This window comes from Pseudomonas sp. P5_B3 (genome assembly GCF_056400405.1).
Genome location: NZ_JBFULI010000032.1, coordinates 51,624 through 70,922, shown reverse-complemented (window position 1 = coordinate 70,922; position 19,299 = coordinate 51,624). Strand labels below are relative to the sequence as shown.

Genomic DNA, 19,299 nt, shown 5'->3' with positions numbered 1-19,299 from the left:
GACGCTCAACCGGGGCGCGGGTATAAACCGCGTCTCGTTGTTTTGTCGGACTTTTCCACCATGAGCTTCAGCCCTTTGATTCGCCAACTGATCGACGCCCTGCGAATTTTGCCCGGTGTGGGTCAGAAAACCGCTCAGCGCATGGCGTTGCAGTTGCTCGAGCGTGACCGCAGTGGCGGCTCACGACTGGCGCTGGCCCTGAGCCAGGCCATGGAAGGGGTCGGTCACTGCCGCTTGTGCCGTACGCTGACCGAAGATGATCTCTGCCCGCAATGCGCCGATACCCGTCGCGACGACACCTTGCTCTGCGTGGTGGAAGGCCCGATGGACGTCTATGCGGTGGAGCAGACTGGTTTCCGCGGGCGTTATTTCGTGCTCAAGGGGCATCTGTCGCCGCTCGACGGTCTGGGGCCGGAAGCCATCGGCATTCCGCAATTGATGGCACGGATCGAAGAAGCCGGCACTTTCACCGAAGTCATCCTGGCCACCAACCCGACCGTGGAAGGTGAAGCCACCGCGCACTACATCGCCCAATTGCTCAGCAACAAAGGCCTGATCGCCTCGCGTATCGCCCATGGTGTGCCGCTGGGTGGCGAGCTGGAGCTGGTGGATGGCGGGACGCTGGCGCATTCGTTTGCCGGGCGTAAGCCGATCACTTTGTAATTTGTGTTGTTCGGCCCGACGCCATCGTCGGATCGCCGCCCGGAGCAAGCTCGCTCCCACAGGGTATTGCGGCGTACACAAAACCAATGTGGGAGCGAGCTTGCTCGCGATGCAGGCGACGCGGTTTCACAATTCTATTGAAAACCAAGCAAGCGCTCGGTTAACTTCACTGACCCCTTCAGTGGAGCTCGCCGATGTCTGCCTTTCAGGAATACTTCGACCCCAGCCACCAATTGGTCCGCGACAGCGTCAGACGTTTCGTCGAGCGCGAGATACTTCCTGATATCGAGCAGTGGGAAGAAGCCGAAAGCTTTCCTCGTGAGCTCTACCTCAAGGCCGGCGCAGCGGGGATTCTCGGCATCGGGTACCCGGAGGCTTACGGAGGCAGCCACGAAGGGGATCTGTTCGCCAAGGTGGCCGCCAGTGAAGAGTTGATGCGCTGCGGCTCAGGCGGGTTGGTTGCCGGCCTGGGCTCGCTGGATATCGGCTTGCCGCCCGTTCTCAAGTGGGCCCGGCCCGAAGTGCGTGATCGTGTGCTGCCGCAGGTGCTGTCGGGAGAGAAGATCAGCGCCCTGGCCATTACCGAGCCCGGCGGCGGCTCCGACGTCGCCAACCTGCAAACCCGTGCCATGCGCGATGGCGATTTCTACCGGGTCAGTGGCAGCAAGACCTTTATTACCAGCGGTGTGCGCGCGGATTTCTATACCGTCGCGGTGCGAACGGGCGAGCCAGGTTTCGGTGGCATCAGCCTGTTACTGATCGAGAAGGGCACGCCCGGTTTCACCGTAGGGCGGCAACTGAAGAAAATGGGCTGGTGGGCCTCAGACACGGCCGAATTGTTCTTCGATGATTGCCGGGTGCCTGCAGGAAACCTGATCGGCGCCGAGAACATGGGCTTTGCCTGCATCATGGGCAACTTCCAGAGCGAACGCCTGGCCTTGGCGCTGATGGCCAACATGACCGCACAGCTGGCGCTGGAGGAGAGCCTGAAGTGGGCGCGCCAGCGCGAAGCCTTTGGCAAACCGATCGGCAAGTTTCAGGTGATCAAGCATCGCCTCGCCGAGATGGCGACCGCGCTGGAAGTGTCCCGGGAGTTCACTTACCGCCAGGCCGCGAAGATGGCGGCGGGGCAGAGCGTGATCAAGGAGATTTCCATGGCCAAGAATTTTGCGACGGATACCGCAGACCGGATCGTCACCGATGCGGTGCAGATACTCGGTGGGCTGGGTTATATGCGCGAGAGCCTGGTGGAGCGGCTGTACCGCGACAACCGGATCCTGTCGATTGGCGGCGGGACGCGGGAAGTGATGAACGAGATCATCAGCAAGCAGATGGGGCTTTGAGTCGATCTTGAGTTTAGTGGTGTTGCCACTGACGYCATCGCGGGCAAGCCCGCTCCCACAGGGAACTGCGGCGTACACAAGTTTTGTGCATGACAAAGAAAACTGTGGGAGCGGGCTTGCCCGCGATGACGTCAGCTAAGACGCCGCTTACTTATCGGAAAGGGCAAACTGCGTCAGGCAAAACGTAGGAATACCCATGTCCTCCAGGCGCTGCGAGCCACCCAGTTCCGGCAGATCGATAATCGCCGCCGCTTCATGCACCCGGGCGCCCATGCGACGGATCAGGTTGGCGGCGGCAATCAGGGTGCCGCCGGTCGCGATCAGGTCATCGAACATCACCACCGAATCCCCCTCGCACAGGCTGTCGGCGTGCACTTCCAGGAAGGCTTCGCCGTATTCGGTCGCATAGCCCTCGGCCAGCACGTCAGCGGGCAACTTGCCTTGCTTGCGAAACAGCACCAGCGGCTTGTTCAACTGATAGGCCAGTACCGAACCGATCAGGAAGCCACGGGCGTCCATAGCGCCGACGTGGGTGAAGTCAGCCTCGACGTAACGGTGGGCGAAGCTGTCCATCACCAGGCGCAGGGCCGTGGGCGACTGGAACAGCGGGGTGATGTCGCGAAAGATCACTCCCGGCTTCGGGAAGTCGATGACAGGGCGGATGAGGGATTTGATGTCGAAGGAGTCGAAGGCCATAGTCGAAGAATCCTGGCAGGGCTGCAAACGACTCAGTATAACGGCGGCTGAACCGTTTCGCGCAGCCGCAACGGTTTGTTTCAACTTTCCAGGGAGCCGCCGGCCAGGGCACAAAGCTGGATCGGGTCAATAATCCGGATTTCCTTGCCTTCTGCCGCAATCAGTTCGTTTTGCTGGAAGCGTGTGAAGACGCGGGACACGGTCTCCACCGCCAGGCCCAGGTAGTTGCCGATTTCGTTGCGCGACATGCTCAGGCGGAACTGATTGGCGGAAAAGCCCCGGGCGCGGAAACGTGCCGAGAGGTTGACCAGGAAGGTGGCGATGCGTTCGTCGGCCGTCTTCTTCGACAACAGCAGCATCATCTGCTGATCGTCACGGATCTCACGACTCATCACCCGCATCAGCTGACGGCGCAACTGCGGCAATTGCAGGGCCAGTTCGTCGAGGCGTTCGAAAGGAATTTCACACACCGAAGTGGTTTCCAGGGCTTGTGCCGACACCGGGTGCTTTTCGGTGTCCATGCCCGACAGGCCGACCAGTTCGCTGGGCAGGTGGAAACCGGTGAGCTGTTCTTCACCGGTGTCGCTCAGGCTGAAAGTCTTGAGGGCGCMAGAACGGACTGCGTAGACAGAATCGAAGGTATCGCCCTGACGGAACAGAAATTCGCCTTTTTTCAGCGGCCGGCCACGTTTGACGATTTCGTCCAGCGCGTCCATGTCTTCCAGGTTCAGCGAAAGTGGCAGGCAAAGAGGGGCCAGGCTGCAATCCTTGCAATGGGCTTGATTATGAGCGCGCAGTTTTACTGGCTCGGACATTTCTTCAATCCTTGTGGGAATTCACACATAAGACGTAAGGGTAACTCACCCGAGGACATTGAGGCCAGCCTGTGGCGCTTTTGTCGCAGCGCTCTAGATCACCCGTGAAAACCGTTGCCGGCTGTGTTGCTCCAGGTACGCGTCGAACACCATGCACACCGAGCGCACCAACAGTCGCCCGGCGGGCAGGATAGTGATTCTGTCTCGATCGAGTTCAATCAACCCGTCTTTGGCCATGTCTTGCAGTTGGGGCCAGAGATCGCCGAAATAGCCCTGGAAATCGATGTTGAAGGCTTGTTCGATGCCGGCGAATTCGAGACTGAAATTGCAGATCAATTGCTGAATGACCGCGCGCCGCAGGCGGTCATCGGCATTGCACAGCAGGCCACGGCTGGTGGCCAGTTGCATTGATGCAAGGGCGTTCTGGTACCCGGTCAGGTCACTGCTGTTCTGGCAATACAGATCGCCGATCTGGCTGATCGCCGAGACGCCGAGGCCGATCAAATCGCAATGACCGTGTGTGGTGTAGCCCTGGAAATTGCGTTGCAGGGTCGATTCTTCCTGGGCAATCGCCAGCTCATCGTCAGGCAGGGCGAAGTGGTCCATGCCGATGTAGCGGTAGCCGGCCGTGATCAGTTGCTCGATGGTGCGCTGCAGCATTTCCAGTTTCTGYGCGGGTGTCGGCAATTCATTGCTGTTGATGCGCCGCTGCGGCATGAAGCGTTCCGGCAGGTGGGCGTAGTTGAACACCGACAACCTGTCCGGTTGCAGGTGGATGACCTCTTCGACGGTGCGGGCGAAGTTTTCCGGCGTCTGTTTCGGCAGTCCGTAGATCAGGTCGATGTTGATCGAGCGAAATTGCAAGGTGCGGGCGGCGTCAATCACCGCGCGGGTTTCTTCCAGGCTTTGCAGACGATTGACCGCTCGCTGAACCGCCGGGTCGAGGTCTTGCAGGCCGATACTGACCCGATTGAAACCCAGTTCGCGCAGCAGGCCCATGGTCGACCAGTCGGCCTCGCGCGGGTCGATCTCGATGCCGTAGTCGCCGGAGTCGTCGTCCAGCAAATTGAAGTGTTTGCGCAAATGCGCCATCAACTGGCGCAGTTCGTCGTGGCTGAGAAAGGTCGGCGTGCCGCCACCGAAATGCAGTTGCTCGACTTTCTGCGTGGGGTCGAGGTGGCAGGCGATCAACTGGATTTCCTGTTCCAGGCGCTGCAAATACGGCTGCGCCCGGCCGCGATCCTTGGTGATGACCTTGTTGCAGGCGCAGTAATAGCAAATGTTCGCGCAGAACGGCACGTGCACGTACAGCGACAACGGGCGTTGAGCCTTGCGGCTGTCGCGCAGGGCATGAAGCAGGTCAAAGGTGCCGACCTGGCTGTTGAATTGCACGGCGGTCGGGTACGAGGTGTAGCGGGGTCCCGCCAGGTCATAACGGCGGATCAGATCGGTGTCCCAACGAATGGCGTCGAGCATCATGCGGGCATTCCCCCGGCCCACAGAATATGTGCCGGACAGATTCTTCGTGAACGACAGAGATCCCTGTGGGAGCGGGCTTGCCCGCGATGGGGGCGCCGCCGATCTAGTGCCCCATGAGCCAATGCTGATGCGGTCCCGGCAAGGTCCAGATGCCGAACAGCATCACCAGCAATCCGCCCGCCATCCGTACGCTGCGCTTGCGCAACAGTGCGGTGATGCGCTCGGCGGCAAGGCCTGTCGCCAGCAGCACCGGCCAGGTGCCGAGCCCGAACGCGAGCATCAACAATGCGCTGTCCAGCGCGTTGCCCTGGCTGGCCGACCACAGCAAGGTGCTGTAAACCAGACCGCACGGCAGCCAGCCCCAGAGCGCACCCAGCAGCAGCGCACGCGGCACGCTCGACACCGGCAGCAAGCGGTTGGCGACTGGCTGGATGTGCCGCCACAGGCCTCGACCGAGACTTTCGATACGGGTCAGGCCGCTCCACCAGCCGGCCAGGTACAGGCCCATGGCAATCAGCAGCAACCCGGCGAGGATGCGCAGGAACATCGCCGCCGGGCTGCTGGCCACGGCCCATCCGGCCAGGCCGATCAGCAGACCGGCGCAGGCATAACTCAGAATCCGTCCCAGGTTGTAGGCCAGCAGCAAGCGAAAGCGGCGGCTGCGTTGTTCCTTGGGAATCGCCAGGGTCAGCGCGCCCATCAAGCCGCCGCACATGCCCAGGCAATGGCCGCCACCGAGCAAGCCGAGGATCACTGCAGACACCAGCAGGGGCGCCAACTCAAGCATGGGGCGGTGCCTTGTCTTGCGGTTTGGCCGGTTGACCGCTGGCTTCATCGACGGCGGCGGTGTGGTTCGGGTCCTGGTCGTCGAACAGGATACTGTGGGCCGGGCCGTCGAGGTCGTCGTACTGACCGCTGTCGACCGCCCAGAAGAAGATATAGACGGCGATGGCCACGATCAGCAGCGCAGCGGGAATCATCACGTATAGAGCTGGCATCTGGACTCCATGCCCGCGCGGCTCAGGCCGGCAGCGGGCGGGTTTCTGGCGTGGTGCCTGGGGTGGGCGCGCTCGGCATGCGAGTCAGGCGCAGCGCGTTCAACACCACGGTCAACGAACTGATCGACATGCCCACCGCTGCCCAGACCGGAGTGATCCAGCCGAGGGCGGCGAAGGGCAGCATGAGGCCATTGTACAGCCCTGCCCACAGCAGGTTCTCGATAATGACCCGGCGGGTGCGCCGCGCCAGGCTGAAGGCTTGCACCAGCGCGTCGAGGCGGTTGGACAACAGCACGGCGTCGGCACTGGTCTTTGCCAGGTCCGTGGCCGAGCCCATGGCGACGCTGATATCCGCCGCCGCCAGCACTGGCACGTCATTGACCCCGTCCCCCAGCATCAACACCTTGCGACCTTCCTTGTGCAGTTGTTGCAGGACCTGCAGTTTGTCGTCCGGACGCAAGCCGCCACGGGCTTCATCAATGCCCAGTTCCGCCGCCACGCTGGCGACCATCGGCGAGCTGTCGCCGGACAACAACAGCGTGCGCCAGCCACGCGCCTTGCACGCGGCCAGCAACGCGGGCGCATCGGCACGCAAGCGATCATCGAGGACGAGCCAGGCCAGCGGTCCCTGGCTGTCGCCGAGCAGCAGCCATTGGCCGGCTTCTTCGGGCATCGACGGCACCACGGCGCAGCTGAGTTCGCAGACGAAGCGAGGTTGGCCGATGCGCAGGCGTCGCCCGTCAACCAGGCCCTCCAGGCCAAGACCCGGGCTGCTGTGGACTTCTTCGGCAGCCATCGGCGCACGACCGAAAGCACGGGCGATCGGGTGTTCGGAGCGGTTTTCCAAGGCGGCGGCGAGGCTCAGGCATTGATCGCTGTCGAGCGCGCCGAGGGGGCGGATCGAACGCAGCGCCAGGCGCCCTTCGGTGAGGGTGCCGGTCTTGTCGAAAATCACCGTGTCGATCTGGTTCAGGCCTTCCAGCACATGACCACGGGTCAGCAACAGACCGAGTTTGTGCAGTGTGCCGGTGGCTGCAGTGAGGGCGGTCGGCGTCGCCAGCGACAAGGCGCACGGGCAGGTCGCCACCAGCATCGCAAGCACGATCCAGAATGCCCGCGATGAGTCGAGCTCCCACCACAACAGGCCAATCGCGGCGGCGGCAATCAGCGACAACAGCAGGAACCATTGCGCGGCGCGGTCGGCGATTTCCGCCAGTCGCGGTTTTTCGGCCTGGGCACGATCGAGCAGGCGAACGATGGCCGAGAGGCGAGTGTCCTGACCCAGGGCCTGAACCTCGACGGTCAGTGCGCCTTCGACGTTCAGGGTGCCGGCGGTGACCGCATCGCCGAGGGTGCGGGGTTGCGGCAGGTACTCGCCGGTCAGCAGCGACTCGTCGACACTCGACTGGCCGTCGAGGATCTTGCCGTCAGCCGGCAGAATGGCGCCCGGATGAACCAGCACTTGATCGCCGACACGCAGTTCACTGAGCAGAATGCGTTCGCTCTGGCCGTCGGGTGTCAGTCGCAGACACGAGGCAGGCAGCAGATTCACCAGCTGCGCAGTGGCGGCAGCCGTGCGCTCGCGGGCGCGCCGCTCCAGATAACGCCCGGCCAGCAGGAACAGGGCAAACATGCCGACGGCATCGAAATACAGTTCGCCGACCCCGGTGATCGAGGTCCAGATCCCGGCGATGTAGGCACTGCCGATGGCCAGCGACACCGAAACATCCATGGTCAGGTGGCGGGTGCGCAGATCGCGCATGGCGCCTTTGAAGAACGGCGTGCAGCTGTAGAACACGATCGGGGTGGTAAGGAACAGTGCGACCCAGCGCAGGATGGTGTGCATTTCAGGGCTGAGATCGATGTTGAATTCAGGCCAGGTGGCCATGGTTGCCATCATTGCCTGAAACCACAGCAGCCCGGCCACCCCGAGCTGGCGCAGGGCCAGGCGGTTTTCGCTGGCCAGTTGTTCGCAGGCGCGGTCGGCCTGATACGGGTGTGCGGCGTAACCGATCTGGCGCAGTTCGCTGAGCATTTGGCTCAGCGGTAATTGCCCGTCGGCCCAGCGCACGTGCAGGCGATGGTTGGACAGGTTCAGGCGTGCTTCGGCCACGGCCGGCAAGGTGCGCAGATGTTTTTCGATCAGCCAGCCGCAGGCCGCGCAGCTGATGCCTTCCATCAACAGCGTGATTTGCGCCATTTCGCCTTCGTGGCGAACAAAGGGCTGCTGCACATCGGCGCGGTCGTACAGCGCCAGTTCGTCCACCAGTTGCACGGGCAGCGCTTCGGGGTTGGCCGAGGCTTCGCTGCGGTGCCGGTAATAGCTTTCCAGGCCACCGGCGACAATGGCTTCGGCCACGGCCTGGCAACCCGGGCAGCAGAATTCGCGGGACTCCCCGAGCACGACGGCGATGAAGCGACTGCCGGACGGGACGGGCAGGGCGCAGTGGTAGCAGGGGAGTGGGGTGGTGGTCATGGAGTATTCACTGGTACTGCTGAATCTCTATCGTCTGATAGGGCCTCATCGCGAGCAAGCTCGCTCCCACAGGGATCGTTGGTGTACTCAGGATCTGAGCATGGTGCTGATCAACTGTGGGAGCGAGCTTGCTCGCGATGCGCGAAGCGCGGCTTTACTTCTTCAGGTCTTCCGCACCTTGCAACGGTTCGTCGCCGAGCAGCAGATCCTTGTCATGGCTGACCATTTCTTCTTCGAACATGCGCCAGATGTGCTCGTCCTGGGTGCCGAGCAACTCGATAAAACGCCGGCCTTCGATCTTGTCGCTCAACTGGCCGATGTAGCGGCCCTGTTCGGTTTCGCTGCGGGCCAGGGTGATCTTGCGATCCTTTTCCGGCTGGGTCGGCGAGATCAGGTTCAGCTCCAGGGTCTTGGGCTGGCTCTCGCCGCTCAAGCGCAGGTCAACCTCGCCGGTCACGCCATCGAGATGAACGCTGGCGCGCATTTTCAGGGTCTGGGCCAGCAGCTCACGGTCGAGGGAGCGGTTGATGCCTTTGCCAGCCTCGTAGTAGTTGTCGTTGACCAGATTGTCCGGGTTGTTCACCGCGATGGTCACCATGGACAAGGTCAAGGCCACCGAGCAGGCCAGGATCCCGATGATGATCCACGGCCAAAGGTGCTTGTACCAGGGGCTTGCGGCAGTTGCTGCGGGCATGTTCAGTTCTCTCAACGAATTTGTGGGCCGATGAACCGGCTCTTGGCTTCAATGTGGACGCTGTCGTCATCGGCATCCTTGAGGATGAATTTCACCTCGTTGGTGCTCGACGGCAGTTTTTCCGGCGCGACGGACAGCTCGGCAGGCTGGCTGACGATCTCGCCGGCCGCGACCTTGATCTCGCGCCGGCCCTGCAATTTGAGATCCGGCAGGCCAGAGGCTTCGAGCACGTAGGTATGGTCGCGCTGGTCCTTGTTCATGATTTTCAGGCTGTAGACGTTTTCGATCCGGCCTTCGGCGTTTTCGCGGTACAGCACGCGGTCCTTGCTGACATCGAAACCCACCAGCGCACGCATGAAGAATGCCGTCACCAGCAAGCTGATCATCGCCAGCAGCACCACGGCATAGCCGATCAGGCGCGGGCGCAGTTTATGGGTTTTCTGCCCGGACAGGTTGTGCTCGGTGGTGTAGCTGATCAGCCCGCGCGGGTATTCCATCTTGTCCATGATGGCGTCGCAGGCATCGATGCAGGCGGCGCAACCGATGCATTCGATTTGCAGGCCGTCACGGATGTCGATACCGGTCGGGCAGACCTGGACGCACATGGTGCAGTCGATGCAGTCACCCAGGCCCTGGGCCTTGTAGTCGATGCCTTTTTTACGCGGGCCACGGCTTTCGCCACGGCGCGGATCGTAGGAAACGATCAGGGTGTCCTTATCGAACATCACGCTCTGGAAGCGTGCGTACGGGCACATGTAGATGCACACCTGTTCGCGCAACCAGCCGGCGTTGCCGTAAGTGGCGAGGGTGAAGAAACCGACCCAGAAGTACGACCAGCCATCCGCCTGGCCGGTGAAGAAGTCGAACACCAGTTCGCGGATCGGCGAGAAGTAGCCGACGAAAGTCATGCCGGTGACGAAACCGATCAGCAGCCACATGGTGTGTTTGCTGAGTTTGCGCAGGAACTTGTTGGCGCTCATCGGCGCCTTGTCTAGCTTGATGCGTTGGTTGCGGTCACCTTCGGTGACTTTTTCGCACCACATGAAGATCCAGGTCCAGACGCTTTGCGGGCAGGTATAGCCGCACCAGACCCGGCCGGCGTACACGGTGATGAAGAACAGGCCGAACGCGGCGATGATCAACATGCCGGACAGCAGAATGAAGTCCTGGGGCCAGAAGGTGGCGCCGAAAATGAAGAACTTGCGCTCCGGCAGGTTCCACCAGACGGCCTGATGACCGCCCCAGTTCAACCACACCGTGCCGAAATACAGCAGGAACAACAGGGCACCGCCAGTCATACGCAAGTTGCGGAACAGGCCGGTGAAGGCGCGGGTGTAGATTTTTTCCCTGGAGGCGTAGAGGTCGACGCTGTTGTTCGCGTTCCTGGCAGGTGGAGTGACGTCGTGTACCGGAATCTGGTTGCTCATCATTGCATCCCACGGCAGTGGAAAAGTGCCTCGGTCAGTACCTGCCGACCGCGGTCAAAAAGGGGTGTTGCAGTGGCTCAATGATACGCCTGTCGCTCTAGCCTGCGGGTGCGACCTTTGGTCGCGTTGGGGAAAAATCATGAATGGTGTAGCAGATGTAACAAAGCATGATGCAGGTCAATTGACTATAGACGATTTATCTTTTTTCTTCGTCGATCCTCGACAGGTGCGTTTGTGGACGGGGTAGCCAAAGTCTGCCGAGTAAAGAACAGGTATTTTTAATTTAGGTAATACTTTGAGATTAATAGTGGGTGGATCTTTAGTTTGGGAATGCCTATGTTTTCTGTGCGGTAATGATGAAGTTGACCCACAATGTCGCGCTTCGGATAATAAAAAATTACTTAGGGAGAAGTTGAAAATGTCTAATAGGGATGAAACCAAGGCTCAAGAAACTCAGCCTCATATTCCAGCAACCGCAGTCGGCCAGACGCCTGATACAGACTGCACGATTCCTGTACCGACCATGACTGTGGATACTGCTGTGCCTACGGTGCAAAAAGTTCGGACAAAGCGTTCTACAAACAAAAAAGGAACCGGTGGTCTGGACAGTCTGGGTGGCGGCAAGCTTCCTTGATTACAGTTCGTGTTCATGAATGCCGAGTGCAATCATGAACACCTGAATAAACGGCTTCGCCATGAGAACTGGTGGGGCCGTTTTTTTTGATTTATGTTGGTTGTGTTTGTTTGGTGGGTTTTCGTTTTTCTGGTTTGTAAGTGTTTTTCGTAGCAATAGTGCAAGTTTCCGAAAGGGAATGGGGGCCGATGAAGTTTTATAAGGACATATAAAGTGGGTTGGTGTGGCCGCGTTGATTGCTTGTGCTTCCAGGTGTGCGATGGCTTCAAATGAAAACGGCCCCGCCAATTCTCATTGGCGGGGCCGTATTTTGTTGCTTCAAGCGTCTGCCTTACTGGGCGTCCGCTGCCTTCTCACCGTGAGACAGGCTATAGACGTAAGCGGCCAGCAGGTGAACCTTGTCGTTACCCTGCATCGCCTCTTGCGCAGGCATCTGGCCCTGACGGCCGTAACGGATGGTCTGCTGCAGTTGAGCGAAGCTCGAACCGTAGATGAACGCGGCCGGGTGAGTCAGGTCGGGCGCGCCCATCGCTGGCGTGCCTTTGCCTTCCGGACCGTGGCAAGCCACGCAGTTGGTGGCGAACAGTTTCTGCCCGGCAACCGGGTCGGCCTTGGTGCCTTCCGGCAGCTTGCGGCCATCGAGGTTGGTCAGGACAAACGCGGCCACGTCGGCCACGCCTTGCTCGCCGATCACTTCAGCCCATGCAGGCATCACTGCGTGACGGCCGCCCATGATGGTGGTCTTGATGGTTGCCGGCTCGCCGCCCCAGCGCCAGTCGGCGTCGGTCAGGTTCGGGAAACCATAGGCGCCCTTGGCGTCGGAACCATGGCAAACCGAGCAGTTGGAGGCGAACAGGCGGCCACCCATCTTCAGCGCTTGCGGATCCTTGGCCACTTCTTCGATTGGCATGGCCGCGAACTTGGCGAAGATCGGACCGAACTTGGCGTCCGATCTGGCCATTTCCTTTTCCCACTCGTGAACGCCGGTCCAGCCGGTCTGGCCGTTGGCGAACGGGGTCTGCTTCTCGTTGTCGAGGTAGCCGTAACCCGGCAGCAGGCCTTTCCAGTTACCCAGGCCCGGATACAGCGCCAGGTAGCCCAGTGCGAAGATGATGGTGCCCACGAACAGCATGAACCACCATTTCGGCAGCGGGTTGTCGTACTCCGCGATCCCGTCGAATGAGTGCCCGACTGTCTCGTCTGTCTGCTCGGTGCGCTGGCCCTTGCGGGTCGACAACAGCAGCCAGGTCAGGGAAAAGATCGTACCGAGACTGAGGACTGTGACGTACAGACTCCAGAATGTAGTCATTCTTTGTTACTCCTAGAAGCTTGCTCGACGTGCTTGATGGCTTCGGGATCATCCGCGAAAGGCAGCAAGGTCGCGTCTTCAAACTCCGACTTGCGCTTGGGACTGAACACCCACAGTGCCAGTCCGATGAAGGCCACCATTACGACAACGGTGCCCAGGCCACGAATCATCCCGATATCCATCCAGATCACCGTTTGCTTTTGATGATGGTGCCCAGGCCTTGCAGATAGGCCACCAGCGCGTCCATTTCGGTTTTGCCCTTCACAGCATCCTTGGCGCCGGCGATGTCTTCGTCGGTGTAAGGGACGCCGAGCGTGCGCAAGACCTCCATTTTTTTGGCGGTATCTTTGCCGTCGAGCTTGTTTTCCACGAGGAACGGGTAGGCCGGCATTTTCGACTCAGGCACGACGTTGCGCGGGTTGTACAAGTGCGCACGCTGCCAGTCATCGGAGTAGCGACCGCCGACACGGGCCAGGTCCGGACCGGTACGCTTGGAACCCCACAGGAACGGGTGGTCCCAGACGCTTTCACCGGCGACCGAGTAGTGGCCGTAGCGTTCGGTCTCGGCACGGAACGGACGGATCATCTGCGAGTGGCAGCCGACACAACCGTTGGCGATATAAATGTCCCGGCCTTCCAGTTCAAGGGCGGTGCGGGGCTTCATGCCCTCGACCGGCTTGTTGGTGACATCCTGGAAAAACAGCGGAACGATCTGGGTCAGGCCGCCGACGCTGACGGCGATGACCATGAAGAAGGCCAGCAGGCCAATATTCTTCTCGACTGCTTCATGCTTCATCAGTGAGCTCCAACTACGGCAATCTTGGCGGCGGCTTCGGCTTCAGCCGGGTTCGAGGCGCGTACGGTGCGGAACACGTTGTAGGCCATGAACAGCATGCCGGTGGCGAAGAACGCACCGCCCAGGGCGCGAACGATGAAGCCAGGGTGGCTGGCTTGCAGCGCTTCGACGAACGAGTAGGTGAGGGTGCCGTCGTCGTTGATGGCACGCCACATCAGGCCCTGGGTGATGCCGTTGACCCACATCGAGGCGATGTACAGAACGGTACCGATGGTCGCGAGCCAGAAGTGGGTGTTGATCAGGGCGGTGCTGTGCATCTGCGCACGACCGAACAGTTTCGGGATCATGTGGTAGATGGCGCCGATCGAGATCATCGCAACCCAGCCCAAGGCGCCTGCGTGTACGTGGCCGATGGTCCAGTCGGTGTAGTGCGACAGCGAATTGACGGTCTTGATGGCCATCATCGGGCCTTCGAAGGTCGACATGCCGTAGAACGCCAGGGAGACGACCAGGAAGCGCAGGATCGGGTCGGTGCGCAGCTTATGCCAGGCGCCCGACAGGGTCATCATGCCGTTGATCATGCCGCCCCAGCTCGGCGCGAGCAGGATGATCGACATCGCCATGCCCAGGGACTGAGCCCAGTCCGGTAGCGCGGTGTAGTGCAAGTGGTGCGGACCTGCCCAGATGTACAGGGTGATCAGCGCCCAGAAGTGCACGATCGACAGGCGATAGGAGTAGATCGGACGCTCGGCCTGTTTCGGCACGAAGTAGTACATCATGCCCAGGAAGCCGGTGGTCAGGAAGAAGCCCACGGCGTTGTGGCCGTACCACCACTGGATCATCGCGTCCGTCGCGCCCGAGTAGGCCGAGTACGACTTGAACAGGCTGACCGGCAGCGACATGTGGTTGACGATGTGCAGCATCGCGGTCACGACGATGAACGCGCCGTAGAACCAGTTACCCACATAGATGTGCTTGGTCTTGCGCTTGACGATGGTGCCGAAGAACACCAGACCGTAGGTGACCCAGACAATGGCCAGCAGAATAGCCAGGGGCCATTCCAGTTCCGCGTATTCCTTGGTGGTGGTGAAACCCATCGGCAAGGTAATGATCGCGCCGACGATCACCGCTTGCCATCCCCAGAAGGTAAAGGCGGCGAGGCTGTCGGAAATCAGTCGCGTTTGGCAGGTTCGCTGCACGACGTAATAAGAAGTGGCAAACAGTGCACATCCACCGAAGGCAAAAATCACCAGGTTTGTGTGCAACGGGCGCAGGCGTCCAAAGCTCGTCCATGGCAGACCGAAGTTCAACTCCGGCCAGACCAGTTGCGAGGCAATGAAGACACCGAGCCCCATGCCAAGGATCCCCCAGACCACCGTCATGATGGCGAACTGRCGGACTACCTTATAGTTATAAGCAGTCGGACTGATTGCTGTGCTCATTCTAAGGTTCCACGGTTTGGGTGTTTTATTAGGATTAAAAATCGGCCGCAAGTATGGAGAAAGCAAGGGGTCATTGCAACGCGCCATGACCTGGGTCAATGCTTTCAAAAGCTGATTCTGCGGCCTTTCCATGCGCCGCGTAAGGACAAAATTGCCCGTGGGCAAAACGTCCCGGCGGACTGATCAGGCGAGGGGGTCAGGTCGGATGTAACGGGGTGTGTTCAAACGCAACGTTTGGCTGACCGAAGGCAATTGGCGCGACAGCCGGTATCTACCAGCCTTTGCGGCCTGTCATCGGGCAGATTCGTCGAACACATCGTTCAGGGTCGACCTGGAACCGGCAGCGGCCAGTCCGCATCGGGGGAAGCTTAGACCCGAATCCCGGGATCCGAAAGAAAGAGTCAAAGAGGGTGCGACAATGCGTCGCAAAGGGGGCAGGGAACCGCCGCATCCGGGAGAATGCGGCAGCAGAGCGGTCGGGATTTATTTGCGGTTGTCTACAGCCTGTAAGTGCTCGGTATTCAAGTCGTGGGACAGGCTGTACACATATGCGGCCAGCAGTTGCACCTTATCGTTGCCGAGCAGTTCGGCCTGCGCCGGCATATGGCCCTGGCGACCATGCCGAATCGTCTGTTCAAGCTGCGTCAGGCTGGTGCCGTAGATGAAACCGGCCGGGTGCGTGAGGTTCGGCGCGCCCATGGCTTCAGTGCCCTGGCCGTTCGTTCCGTGACAGGCGACGCAGGTGGTGCTGAACGCTTGTTGTCCGGCCTGCAGGTCGGCTTTGCTGCCTTCCGGCAACGGCAGGCCGGCCAGATCATGGCGCACATAAGCGGCGACGTTCTTCACACCTGCTTCACCCAGAACTTCTCCCCAGGCCGGCATCATCGCCATCCGGCCACCCGTGATGGTGGTCTTGATCGCTTCGGCCGCGCCGCCCCAGCGCCAGTCGCTGTCGGTCAGGTTGGGGAAGCCGAACGCGCCCTTGGCGTCCGAGCCGTGGCACACCGAGCAGTTGGAGGCAAACAGGCGGCCGCCCATTTTCAATGCCTGTGGGTCCTTGGCCACTTCTTCCACGGGCATTGCCGCAAACTTCGCGAAGATCGGCCCGAACTTCCCGTCAGCCTTGGCCATTTCCTTTTCCCATTCGTGCACGCCGGTCCAGCCGTTCTCATAGCCGGGGAGAACGCCTTTCCAGTTGCCCAGGCCCGGATAAAGGATCAGGTAGCCGATGGCAAACACCAGCGTGCCGGCGAACAGCATGAACCACCATTGCGGCAACGGGTTGTCGTATTCCTCGATGCCGTCGAAGCTGTGCCCCATGGTCTGGTCGACACTGCCCTTGGTTTCACCCTTGCGGGTGCCGATCAGCAGCCAGGTCAGGCCGATCAGGCTGCCGATGGTCAGTACGCAGATCCACGTACTCCAGAAGGTGGTCATGGCCGGGTACTCCTTGTTGCTGATTCTTCAGTGATGTCGGGTTGTGGCTCGTCAGCGAACGGCAGCAGGCGCGCTTCGGCGAATTCCGGGCCGCGCTTGCCGTTGAACACCCATAGCGTCAGGCCGACGAAGGCCACGAACACCACGACCGTGCCCAGGCCGCGGATCATTCCAGTGCTCAGTTCAAACATTGCTCACCTCTTGCTCTTGATCGCAGTGCCGAGCACTTGCAGGTAGGCGACCAGCGCATCCATCTCGCTCTTGCCTTTGAGCGAAGCGACGGCGCCGGTAATGTCCTCGTCGGTGTACGGCACGCCGAGGGTACGCATGGCCTTGATCTTGGTTTCGGTATGACTGCTGTCGAGCTGATTGGCCACCAGCCACGGGTAGGCCGGCATCTTCGACTCGGGCACGACGTTGCGCGGGTTGTACAAGTGCGCGCGGTGCCAGTCATCGGAGTAACGCGCACCGACTCGCGCCAGGTCCGGCCCGGTGCGTTTCGAACCCCACAGGAACGGGTGATCCCAGACGCTTTCGCCGGCCACCGAATAGTGGCCGTAGCGTTCGGTCTCGGCGCGGAACGGGCGGATCATCTGCGAGTGACAACCGACGCAGCCTTCGCGGATATAGATGTCGCGACCTTCCAGTTGCAGCGCGGTGTAGGGCTTCATGCCTTCCACCGGTTTGTTGGTCACGTCCTGGAAGAACAACGGGACGATCTGGGTCAGGCCACCGATGCTCACGGCCAGGATCATCAGCAGCAGTAACAGGCCGACGTTTTTCTCGATAGTTTCGTGTTTCATGGCGGACTCCTCAGGCCATCTGCGCGGCAGCGGCGACTTCGGCAGGCTGCGAGGCCCGCACGGTGCGCCAGGTGTTGTAGGCCATCAGGAACATGCCGCTGAGGAAGATCGCGCCACCCACCAGCCGCACGACGAAGCCAGGGTGGCTGGCCACCAGGGTTTCGACGAAGGAGTAAGTCAGCGTGCCGTCCTCGTTCACCGCACGCCACATCAGGCCCTGGGCGATGCCGTTGACCCACATCGAGGCGATGTACAGAACCGTGCCGATGGTGGCGAGCCAGAAGTGCGCGTTGATCAGGCCGATGCTGTGCATCTGCTCGCGTCCGAAGACTTTCGGGATCATGTGGTACAGCGCGCCAATGGAAATCATCGCCACCCAGCCCAGGGCGCCTGCGTGTACGTGGCCGATGGTCCAGTCGGTGTAGTGGGAGAGGGCGTTGACCGTCTTGATCGCCATCATCGGCCCTTCGAAGGTCGACATGCCGTAGAACGCCAGCGACACCACGAGGAAGCGCAGGATCGGGTCGCTGCGCAACTTATGCCAGGCACCCGACAGGGTCATCATGCCGTTGATCATCCCGCCCCAGCTCGGTGCCAGCAGGATCAGCGACATCACCATGCCCAGCGACTGCGCCCAGTCCGGCAGCGCGGTGTAGTGCAAGTGGTGGGGACCTGCCCAGATGTACAGGGTGATCAGCGCCCAGAAGTGCACGATCGACAAGCGATAGGAATACACCGGGCGCTCGGCCTGTTTCGGCACGAAGTAGTACATCATCCCGAGGAAACCGGCGGTGAGGAAAAAGCCCACGGCGTTGTGCCCGTACCACCATTGCACCATCGCATCGGTGGCGCCGGAGTACAGCGAATAGGACTTGGTGAAGCTGACCGGCAATTCCATGTTGTTGACGATGTGCAGGATTGCCACGGTGATGATGAACGCACCGAAGAACCAGTTACCGAYATAAATATGCTTGGTCTTGCGCTGCATGATCGTGCCGAAGAACACGATGGCGTAGGCGACCCAGACGATGGTGATCAGGATGTCGATCGGCCATTCCAGTTCCGCGTATTCCTTGGAGCTGGTGTAGCCCAGCGGCAGGCTGATGGCCGCGAGCAGAATCACAAGCTGCCAGCCCCAGAAGCAGAAGGCGGCGATTTTCGGTGCAAACAGCCGTGTCTGGCAGGTGCGTTGCACCGAGTACAACGAACTGGCGAACAGCGCGCAGCCGCCGAAGGCGAAGATCACCGCGTTGGTGTGCAGCGGGCGCAAGCGGCCGAAGCTGGTCCACGGCAAATTGAAGTTGAGTTCGGGCCAGACCAACTGGGCAGCGAGAAAAACCCCGAGCCCCATGCCGACGATGCCCCACACCACCGTCATAATGGCGAATTGGCGGACCACCTTGTAGTTGTAGGCGGTACTGATAGAAGTGTTCATGGTTCCCCATCCACGGTTCAGCCGAAGTGAGCGCGCAGCGCAAGGCAGTGCACCCTTCGGCCGGAGTTATAGGCAGACTGAAAGCGAGGCAAGCATGGACAAAGGGCACAAGGCCGGTATTGACGGGGATCAATGGGCGCAGTGCGTGCAGGATCATGGATGGTTGTGGAATGCCGCCGCTGGCAAGGCTGCGGCGACGCTGATCCTCGCCCATGGCGCTGGCGCACCGATGGACAGCGACTGGATGAGCGACATGGCTGCACGCCTCAAAGCTCAAGGCGTCAACGTGTTGCGCTTCGAATTTCCCTATATGGCGCAGCGGCGCATCGACGGCGGTAAACGCCCGCCGAACCCCGCGCCGAAACTGCTGGAATGCTGGCGCGAGGTGTATGCCCAGGTGCGACGCCATGTCACTGGGCCGCTGGCCATCGGCGGCAAGTCCATGGGCGGGCGCATGGCCAGCCTGCTGGCCGATGAGTTGGGGGCGGATGCCCTGGTGTGCCTGGGTTATCCATTCTATGCGGTGGGCAAGCCGGAGAAACCACGGGTCGAACATCTGGCCGGGTTGAAGACTCGGACCTTGATCGTCCAGGGCGAGCGCGATGCGTTGGGCAACCGGGAGGCGGTCGAGGGTTATGCGCTATCGCCGGGTATCGAAGTGTTCTGGCTGGTGGCGGGGGATCATGACTTGAAGCCGTTGAAGGCTTCGGGGTTTAGCCATGAGCAGCATTTGGCGGCTGCGGCGCAGAAAGTGGTCGCATTTCTTCAGTGAGATGAGTGGCGTCTGGGCCTGCCTCTTCGCGGGCTTGCCCGCGAAGGCGGCCTGTCAGGCAAAGCAATTCTCCCATCCCA

At 60.8% G+C, this 19,299-nt stretch carries 20 protein-coding genes; 4 read left to right on the top strand and 16 right to left on the bottom strand.

Annotated features, from left to right (window positions below):
• The first annotated feature begins 60 nt into the window (after positions 1-60).
• Together recR and AC1DRN_RS19080 are read left to right on the top strand one after the other, a co-directional pair.
• The gene (recR, locus tag AC1DRN_RS19085) at positions 61-663 is read left to right on the top strand and encodes a recombination mediator RecR (protein WP_116261740.1); all 603 of its coding nucleotides are present in this window, start codon (positions 61-63) and stop codon (positions 661-663) included.
• A gap of 194 nt (positions 664-857) precedes the next feature.
• Entirely contained in the window at positions 858-2,006 is a 1,149-nt protein-coding gene (locus AC1DRN_RS19080; protein WP_223462358.1) for an acyl-CoA dehydrogenase family protein, read from the top strand.
• A 147-nt stretch (positions 2,007-2,153) separates the two neighbouring features.
• Here AC1DRN_RS19080 and AC1DRN_RS19075 read toward each other — a convergent pair whose 3' ends face one another.
• The 8 genes from AC1DRN_RS19075 to ccoG form a co-directional block, all read right to left on the bottom strand.
• A complete protein-coding gene (locus AC1DRN_RS19075; RefSeq protein WP_108218883.1) occupies positions 2,154-2,702 on the bottom strand; it encodes an adenine phosphoribosyltransferase in 549 nt (182 codons plus the stop codon).
• An 80-nt stretch (positions 2,703-2,782) separates the two neighbouring features.
• A complete protein-coding gene (gene fnr / locus AC1DRN_RS19070) occupies positions 2,783-3,517 on the bottom strand; it encodes a fumarate/nitrate reduction transcriptional regulator Fnr (RefSeq protein WP_477786773.1) in 735 nt (244 codons plus the stop codon).
• Between the two features lie 93 nt (positions 3,518-3,610).
• Positions 3,611-4,993: an oxygen-independent coproporphyrinogen III oxidase gene (hemN, locus tag AC1DRN_RS19065; RefSeq protein ID WP_223462366.1), complete on the bottom strand. Its 1,383-nt coding sequence runs from the start codon at positions 4,991-4,993 to the stop codon at positions 3,611-3,613.
• Between the two features lie 106 nt (positions 4,994-5,099).
• Positions 5,100-5,783, bottom strand: coding sequence for a sulfite exporter TauE/SafE family protein (locus AC1DRN_RS19060; RefSeq protein WP_103394973.1), 684 nt, complete (start codon positions 5,781-5,783; stop codon positions 5,100-5,102).
• Complete coding sequence (gene ccoS / locus AC1DRN_RS19055; RefSeq protein WP_007971444.1) at positions 5,776-5,994, bottom strand: cbb3-type cytochrome oxidase assembly protein CcoS; 219 nt, start codon at positions 5,992-5,994, stop codon at positions 5,776-5,778. The genes AC1DRN_RS19060 and ccoS overlap by 8 nt, the downstream gene beginning before the upstream one ends.
• Before the next feature lie 22 nt (positions 5,995-6,016).
• Positions 6,017-8,470, bottom strand: a complete 2,454-nt coding sequence (locus AC1DRN_RS19050) for a heavy metal translocating P-type ATPase (protein ID WP_223462357.1) — start codon at positions 8,468-8,470, stop codon at positions 6,017-6,019.
• A 154-nt stretch (positions 8,471-8,624) separates the two neighbouring features.
• Positions 8,625-9,164 carry a FixH family protein gene (locus AC1DRN_RS19045; RefSeq protein WP_223462356.1) on the bottom strand — a complete coding sequence of 180 codons (540 nt, stop codon included), beginning with the start codon at positions 9,162-9,164 and terminating at the stop codon, positions 8,625-8,627.
• 11 nt (positions 9,165-9,175) lie between these two features.
• Positions 9,176-10,591 carry a cytochrome c oxidase accessory protein CcoG gene (gene ccoG / locus AC1DRN_RS19040; RefSeq protein ID WP_223462355.1) on the bottom strand — a complete coding sequence of 472 codons (1,416 nt, stop codon included), beginning with the start codon at positions 10,589-10,591 and terminating at the stop codon, positions 9,176-9,178.
• A 307-nt stretch (positions 10,592-10,898) separates the two neighbouring features.
• Here ccoG and AC1DRN_RS19035 point away from each other — a divergent pair, with 307 nt between their 5' ends.
• Positions 10,899-11,225, top strand: coding sequence for a hypothetical protein (locus AC1DRN_RS19035; RefSeq protein WP_223462354.1), 327 nt, complete (start codon positions 10,899-10,901; stop codon positions 11,223-11,225).
• 331 nt (positions 11,226-11,556) lie between these two features.
• On the opposite strand, the gene ccoP (AC1DRN_RS19030) is transcribed toward AC1DRN_RS19035, so the two are convergent.
• From ccoP (AC1DRN_RS19030) to ccoN (AC1DRN_RS18995), 8 genes are all read right to left on the bottom strand, one after another.
• A complete protein-coding gene (ccoP, locus tag AC1DRN_RS19030; RefSeq protein WP_223462353.1) occupies positions 11,557-12,534 on the bottom strand; it encodes a cytochrome-c oxidase, cbb3-type subunit III in 978 nt (325 codons plus the stop codon).
• Complete coding sequence (locus AC1DRN_RS19025) at positions 12,531-12,716, bottom strand: CcoQ/FixQ family Cbb3-type cytochrome c oxidase assembly chaperone (RefSeq protein ID WP_003175465.1); 186 nt, start codon at positions 12,714-12,716, stop codon at positions 12,531-12,533. The genes ccoP (AC1DRN_RS19030) and AC1DRN_RS19025 overlap by 4 nt, the downstream gene beginning before the upstream one ends.
• A gap of 5 nt (positions 12,717-12,721) precedes the next feature.
• Positions 12,722-13,330, bottom strand: a complete 609-nt coding sequence (gene ccoO / locus AC1DRN_RS19020) for a cytochrome-c oxidase, cbb3-type subunit II (protein ID WP_010456412.1) — start codon at positions 13,328-13,330, stop codon at positions 12,722-12,724.
• Complete coding sequence (gene ccoN / locus AC1DRN_RS19015; RefSeq protein ID WP_223462352.1) at positions 13,330-14,772, bottom strand: cytochrome-c oxidase, cbb3-type subunit I; 1,443 nt, start codon at positions 14,770-14,772, stop codon at positions 13,330-13,332. The genes ccoO (AC1DRN_RS19020) and ccoN (AC1DRN_RS19015) overlap by 1 nt, the downstream gene beginning before the upstream one ends.
• 483 nt (positions 14,773-15,255) lie before the next feature.
• Positions 15,256-16,209 carry a cytochrome-c oxidase, cbb3-type subunit III gene (ccoP, locus tag AC1DRN_RS19010; RefSeq protein ID WP_223462351.1) on the bottom strand — a complete coding sequence of 318 codons (954 nt, stop codon included), beginning with the start codon at positions 16,207-16,209 and terminating at the stop codon, positions 15,256-15,258.
• Positions 16,206-16,400, bottom strand: a complete 195-nt coding sequence (locus AC1DRN_RS19005; RefSeq protein ID WP_150671820.1) for a cbb3-type cytochrome oxidase subunit 3 — start codon at positions 16,398-16,400, stop codon at positions 16,206-16,208. Before AC1DRN_RS19005 ends, ccoP (AC1DRN_RS19010) begins: the two co-directional genes overlap by 4 nt.
• 3 nt (positions 16,401-16,403) lie before the next feature.
• Entirely contained in the window at positions 16,404-17,012 is a 609-nt protein-coding gene (ccoO, locus tag AC1DRN_RS19000; RefSeq protein ID WP_008020035.1) for a cytochrome-c oxidase, cbb3-type subunit II, read from the bottom strand.
• 10 nt (positions 17,013-17,022) lie between these two features.
• Positions 17,023-18,447, bottom strand: a complete 1,425-nt coding sequence (gene ccoN, locus AC1DRN_RS18995) for a cytochrome-c oxidase, cbb3-type subunit I (protein WP_477786772.1) — start codon at positions 18,445-18,447, stop codon at positions 17,023-17,025.
• 94 nt (positions 18,448-18,541) lie between these two features.
• Here ccoN (AC1DRN_RS18995) and AC1DRN_RS18990 point away from each other — a divergent pair, with 94 nt between their 5' ends.
• Positions 18,542-19,219 (top strand): alpha/beta family hydrolase, encoded by a 678-nt coding sequence (locus AC1DRN_RS18990; RefSeq protein WP_223462349.1) that lies wholly within the window; start codon positions 18,542-18,544, stop codon positions 19,217-19,219.
• Positions 19,220-19,299 lie beyond the last annotated feature (80 nt).